Origin of the sequence: Pseudoxanthobacter sp., from assembly GCF_036822375.1 — a bacterium.
Lineage (GTDB): Bacteria > Pseudomonadota > Alphaproteobacteria > Rhizobiales > Segnochrobactraceae > Pseudoxanthobacter.
This window is the reverse complement of the sequence record NZ_DAISHT010000001.1, coordinates 61,926-67,925: the sequence shown is the minus strand read 5'-3', so window position 1 is coordinate 67,925 and position 6,000 is coordinate 61,926. Positions and strand designations below refer to the sequence as shown.

Sequence of the window (6,000 nt, the reverse complement as noted above, 5' to 3'; positions counted from 1 at the left end):
GCAATCGGTATTGCGCTGACGCCTAATGATAAACGGCTTCGGGGCGGGCCGCTTAGTATCCATTCGCAGAATGCATCGCAACCTAATTCGCGGGGCGGACGCCTGAGCGTCCGGCCGGTTTACCTGTCTGGTAGACACAATAAGCAAGCTGAAAATGGCCATAACTGCGCATCCGCAGGTTCATGTGCAGCTGCGATGAATGAGTTCTACTGTGCGCGAACTCTCACGAGATTTGCGCTCCGGATGAAGACGGCATACGCGAAGGATCAGAGACGCTATGACCAAGCAGACGGATGACCGTAAGGCAAATTGGCGGTCGGTGCTTCTCGCATCGGCGGGAATGCTTGCCGTGATGGCGATGCCTGCCGTTGCGCAGGAGGGCGACGCGAGCGCGGGCGTCAAGCAGACGCAGCTTACCCCGGCGCAGCTGACCGCGCAGGCAGAATGGGCCTACAGCCTTGCCCTGCAGACCGCCAACTGGGGTGCGCCGCTGGTGACCATGTACAACCTGCGGCATAACGATGCCGTCGGTCCGCATGCCAAGTCCAGCCCCAACAATATCTGGCGCATGGAGAACATTTCGACGCCGGCCCTGTCGAAGGAAGCCGGTTATGTCACGCCGAATGTGAACACGGTTTACGGCTTCGGCTTTATGGACCTCGGGCCGGAGCCGGTCATTCTGACCGTCCCGGATTCCGACAATCTCTACTACATGGTTGAGATTGTCGACATGTATACCAATGCCTTTGCCTATGTCGGCGGCAAGGCGACCGGCTACAAGGGCGGCAAGTTTGCGCTGGTCGGCCCGGGCTGGACCGGCACGCTGCCGGAAGGCGTGACCCGGATCGACGCGCCGACACGCTGGATTCTGCTGCAGCCGCGCGTCCACCTCTACAAGGATGGCAAGGTCGTTCTCGATACCGCGCGCAAGGTGCTGGAAGAAATCCGCACCACCGGCCTTTCCGCCTACACCGGCGGCACGCCGCTCAAGCTGCCGGCCTATAACTATCCGGCGCCGGTGGTCTCCGATCCGGGCCTGCCCGTCAGCGCGCTCGACTTCAAGGATCCGCTGCAGTTCTGGGAAATCCTCTCCGATGCGATGAACGAGAATCCGCCGCCGGACTCTCAGATCGCCGCCCTGCTGCCGAGCTTCAAGCCGCTGGGGATCGAACTCGGCCGCAAGTGGGACCGCACCAGAGTGGACCCGAAGGTGCTGGAGGCCATGACCAAGGCCGCCACGAACATTGCGCCGATCCTGAGCGACCTGCCGTTCGGCTGGTTCTATCAGGGGGCTTACATCCCGCCCGCCACGATCGGCGATTCCCAGACCGACTACATGACCCGTGCGAAGATTGCCCGCATCGGACTGACGGCCAACACGCCGTTCGAAGCGGTCTACTTCCAGTATATCGTCGACTCCAATGCAAGGCCGCTGACCGGGGATAAGAAATACACGATTACCTATAAGGAAGGGCTGCCCTATATCGAGCCGGGCTTCTGGTCTCTGACGATGTACGATGCCAAGAACAATTATACGGTCGAGAATTCTCTGAACCGCTATATGATTGGCAGCGACACGCCCGACCTGAAGAAGAACCCGGACGGATCCTTCACGATCTACATTCAGGCGGAAAGCCCCGGCAAGGCGCTGGAATCCAACTGGCTGCCGGCGCCCAAAGGGCTGTTCTACCTGATCCCGCGGTCCTATGCGCCGGCCGATGCGACGATCCGCATCCTGTCCGATCCGACCTCCTGGCCGGTGCCGGCGGTTGTGGAAGTGAAGGACTGACACCTTCGGGTGACCGGGCGCCCGCGTCCGGTCATCTGCCCCGATAGATGACCGCGTGATGAGACCTCTTGCAGGACGGGGGCCTGCAGGGGTGGGGGAGACCGCGCACGCAGGCCGGTTCGCCGGTCTGCAGGCAGGGAAGGGGTGCTTCCGGCGTGGGCCAACAGTCCGGAAGCCGTCGGGCCTTTGCAGAAAGGCCCGCCCTTTCCTGTCGCGCGGCTTCAGTCGCCGCTGCCGGTGCGGCTGTCATCTTGGCGCCGGGCGAGGGCGTGGCGCTGGCGGAACGCCGAGGGTGAGCACTCCATCCAGCGCACGAAGGCCCGCGTGAAGTTGGGATGGTCCTCGTAGCCGAGCGCGACGGCGATATCGGAGACCGCCAGTTCTGTCTTTGTCAGCAGGAAGACGGCCCGTTTCCGGCGCGCGATTTCCAGAATATCCCGATAGGTATAGCCTGCGGTCCGCAACTGGCGCTGCAGACCCTGCGTGCCGATGCCGGCGAGCCGGGCGGCGCCGGCAAGATCGTGTTCGCCGTCGATCAGCCGCAGCGCCACGATCGACGAAAACGACCGGACCGGCTCGGGCGCAGCCGGCAGCAGCACGTCGTCATAAATGTTGCGCGCCGGCAGAACGGCGGCCCCCTCCGGGCTGTCGCTTTCTTCCCGGTTCCGGTGCAGCTGATCGCGGGTGAAAGGCAGGCCCACGGCCCGGCGCCCGAACAGGACCGGCGCGCCGAGCGCCCGCTCCAGCAGCGCGGCGTTTTCATCGCGCGGGTAATCCACCTCAACCCAGTCCGGCAGCCACGCCGAACCCAGAAACAGCCGGGCGAAGCTGATCATGGGCACGATCTCGTGATCCGTGTAGCAGATGCTGCCGGCAAGAAAGCCGGGCCGCGCGATCCGCCACAGCCACCGCGCGCCCTCCCGTTCCAGCGTGAACCGCAGCCCGGATGCCTGATGCTGCCCGCTGGTGCGGTTGAGGCGCTGGATCGCGGCGCCGAGCGTTGCGGCGGACGAGGCCTGAATGGCCCACGGACCGTAGCCGGAATAGGACATGCGCGCGCCGACCTGCAAGCCGAGCGTGCGCTCGTGCGCCAGCGCGCCGGCGCGCGCGAACAGGCCGACCAGAGCATGCGCGGGTATCGGCATGCCGCCGAGATCGCGCATGGCGATGGGAAGGCCCTCGCCCTTCAGCGCCTTCAGCACGGCTTCCTCGCCGGCGCGCTCCTCCAGAATCTGCGGCAGCCGTCCATAGCCGCGCGCCCGGATCAGGGGCACCCGCCCGTTCTGCTTCATGGCCTGCGTCCGGCTGGCCGGCTGGAGAGGGTCTGCGGTTCCATCGCTTCGTATCGTCAGCTTCTTGTCGTCTGCGCCCGTCTCAGTGGCGACCGCACGGGCTCAATTTTGCCGTGAGCCGGCAGCCTGACGCCAAATGATAAGGCTTATCCGAGCCTGTTCGGATAAATTTATAGTAAACGTAGAACATCAATAAAACAATACCCGGAACACATAATATCAGGTGTAGCCGGACACGCGCTCATTTGGCCGGAATGCGATGCAGAGCGAGTTTATGAAAACGATGATTCGTCGATTGGCTGGAGCAATTCTTGTCGCGGCGGGCGTGTATATGCCGTCTCAGGCCCTTGCGCAGAGCCGGGAAGACGCACAGGCGAACAATCCGCTGGCCGATCTGAAAGCGCTGAATTTCCAGAACTACTACACGGGCGACCTGACCGGTTCGCACGCCGATGCCGACCAGTTCATCCTGCGCTATGCTCAGCCGTTCAAGGTGTTCGACAGCCAGTGGCTGATGCGCGCGTCGCTGCCCGTCAACACGGTGCCGACAGCCACCGACGGGCATGTGACCGGTATTGGCGACCTGAATGTCTTTGCCACGTATCTGTTCGATACCGGCAACCGGGATATCAGCTTCGGCCTCGGCCCGCAGGTGACGGCACCGACCTCGGGTTCGGCGGATACCGGCAGCGAGAAATGGTCGCTCGGCTTCGCCAACGTCCTGTTCAATGCCGCGAGCCGGAAGATCCAGTGGGGCTATCTGCTGACCTGGCAGGCGAGCGTCGGCGGCAATGGCAGCCAGCCGGATGTCAACGCCGGCGCATTCCAGCCCTTCGTGTTCTATCAGCTCGGGGAAGGCTGGTATCTGCGCTCAACCGGCATCTGGACCGCCAATTTTGAAAACGGCGCCTATACCATGCCGGTGGGGTTCGGCCTCGGCAAGGTTCTGCGGATGCACGACGTCGTGGCCAATCTGTTCGTCGAGCCGCAATATGCGGTCGCGACCGGCGGCAGCAACCAGCAGAAGTGGAACATCTACAGCGGTATCAATTTTCAGTTCTGAGCGACCGGCCCGGCAGCGGCCGCCGCGGGCCGCCGCCCCCGTGCCTCAGGCGGGATCGGGTTCGGAGCCCGCCTGAATGGCCGCCAGAACATCGCGCTGCAGGGCGATGAAATCCGCGGTGGAGATGGTGTCCTGCGTGCGCGGGCGGGCGAGGCCGACGTGGAAGGTGGCGCTGATGCGCCCCGGATTGAGGCTCATCGCCACAATCCTGTCGGAGAGATAGACGGCCTCTTCCACGTCGTGGGTCACGAACAGCACCGTCAGCCGGTGTTCCTCCCAGATCTGCGTCAGCAGATCCTGCATCTGGCGGCGCGTCAGGGCATCGAGGGCGCCGAACGGCTCGTCCATCAGCAACATGCGCGGGCGGTAGGAAAGCGCCCGGGCGATGGCGACGCGCTGCTTCATGCCGCCGGAAAGCTGCGCGGGATAGGCGTCGGCAAAGCGGCCGAGCTTGACGAGTTCGATGTGGGCGCGGGCCACGTCCCGGCATTCCGCCGCGCTCATGCCGGCGGCGCGCAGCGCAAACTCCACGTTCTGCTGCGCAGTCAGCCACGGCAGCAGGGTGTAGGACTGGAACACCACGCCGCGATCCAGCCCCGGCCCCACGATGGGGCGGCCATCGGTCAGCAGCACACCCTCGCTGAAGCTCTGCAGCCCGGCCACGATCGACAGCAGCGTGCTCTTGCCGCAGCCGGAGGCGCCGACGAGGGAAACGAACTCGTTATCGGCGAGATCGAGGTTGATGTCGCTCAGCGCCCTTATCGGGCCCTTCTTGCCGGGAAACCACTTGCTGAGGCCGGCAATGTGCAGTTTCGGCTCGCCCATGTCAGCCTCGCGAATTGTAACGGAACAGCACGCGCTCCAGAGCCTTCATGCTCTGGTCGGTGATCAGGCCCAGCACGCCGAGCAGCAGGATGTAGCCGATGATGGTCTGGGTCTGGAAATAGCGCTGCGAGACCACGATACGGTAGCCGAGGCCGGATGTGGCGGCCACCAGCTCGGCCAGCACCAGCCAGGTCCACGCCCAGCCGAGGCTGATGCGCAGCGTATCCCAGATGCCGGGCAGGGCGGAGGGCAGCACGATGCGGCGCACGATGCGGGCTTCGGAGAGGCCGAGCGTGCGGCCGAGGCCGACGAAATCGGGCGGCACGCGCTTCACGTTGTCCATCACCATCAGCACCTGCTGGAAGAAGGTGCCGATCCAGATGATGACGAATTTCTGCGTATCGCTGGTGCCGGCCCACAGGATGGTGAGCGGCACGAAGGCCACAACCGGCATGTAGCGCACGAAGTCGACCAGCGGCTCGATGCTGGCTTCCCACACGCGGAAGCAGCCGATCATGATGCCGATGGGGATCGCCATGGCGGAGGCGATCGCGAAGCCCACCATCATGCGATAGAGGCTGATGCCGGCATCGGCCCACAGCGTGCCGTCGGTGGCCAGTTCCACCAGCCGCAGCCAGACGGCGTCGGGGCCGGGCAGGAAGATCGGCTTGACGAGGCCGGAGGCCGTGACGGCCCACCACAGCGCCAGCAGGGCCAGAAACACCGCCAGCGCGATGAAGACGAAAGGCCCGCTGCCAAGGCCGGCCCCGATGCGGAACAGGCCCGGCGCACGGCCCACGCCGCCACGGGCGGCCGGCGGCGCGGATGGGGTTTGCGGGGAACCGGTCATGCTGAACTCCGGTGGAGCGGAATGGCGCAACGCCGCGAAGGCCGGGCGGGCGGCTTTTGCGGGCCGCGCGCCGGCGTCATGGCACGCCGGTTCCGAAGAGCGCTGAAGGCGGAGGAGGGTCGGCAGGCAGGCCGCCGGACCTCGCGTTCGGGCCCGGTGCGGCGGCAGCGGGCGAAGGCCC

At 65.0% G+C, this 6,000-nt stretch carries 5 protein-coding genes; 2 read left to right on the top strand and 3 right to left on the bottom strand.

Features of this window, described 5'->3' with window-relative positions; translation table 11 throughout:
* The first annotated feature begins 352 nt into the window (after positions 1–352).
* Complete coding sequence (locus V7067_RS00290; protein WP_334173864.1) at positions 353–1,789, top strand: DUF1254 domain-containing protein; 1,437 nt, start codon at positions 353–355, stop codon at positions 1,787–1,789.
* 221 nt (positions 1,790–2,010) lie between these two features.
* Here the strand turns inward: V7067_RS00290 and V7067_RS00285 are convergent, their stop codons facing one another.
* The gene (locus tag V7067_RS00285) at positions 2,011–3,081 is read right to left on the bottom strand and encodes an AraC family transcriptional regulator ligand-binding domain-containing protein (RefSeq protein WP_334173863.1); all 1,071 of its coding nucleotides are present in this window, start codon (positions 3,079–3,081) and stop codon (positions 2,011–2,013) included.
* 274 nt (positions 3,082–3,355) lie between these two features.
* On the opposite strand from V7067_RS00285, the gene V7067_RS00280 reads away from it, so the two are divergent.
* Positions 3,356–4,144 carry a hypothetical protein gene (locus V7067_RS00280; protein WP_334173862.1) on the top strand — a complete coding sequence of 263 codons (789 nt, stop codon included), beginning with the start codon at positions 3,356–3,358 and terminating at the stop codon, positions 4,142–4,144.
* A gap of 45 nt (positions 4,145–4,189) precedes the next feature.
* Here V7067_RS00280 and V7067_RS00275 read toward each other — a convergent pair whose 3' ends face one another.
* Both V7067_RS00275 and V7067_RS00270 read right to left on the bottom strand, forming a co-directional pair.
* The gene (locus tag V7067_RS00275) at positions 4,190–4,969 is read right to left on the bottom strand and encodes an ABC transporter ATP-binding protein (RefSeq protein WP_334173861.1); all 780 of its coding nucleotides are present in this window, start codon (positions 4,967–4,969) and stop codon (positions 4,190–4,192) included.
* Between the two features lies 1 nt (position 4,970).
* Positions 4,971–5,819, bottom strand: coding sequence for an ABC transporter permease (locus V7067_RS00270; RefSeq protein WP_334173860.1), 849 nt, complete (start codon positions 5,817–5,819; stop codon positions 4,971–4,973).
* Positions 5,820–6,000: the final 181 nt, after the last annotated feature.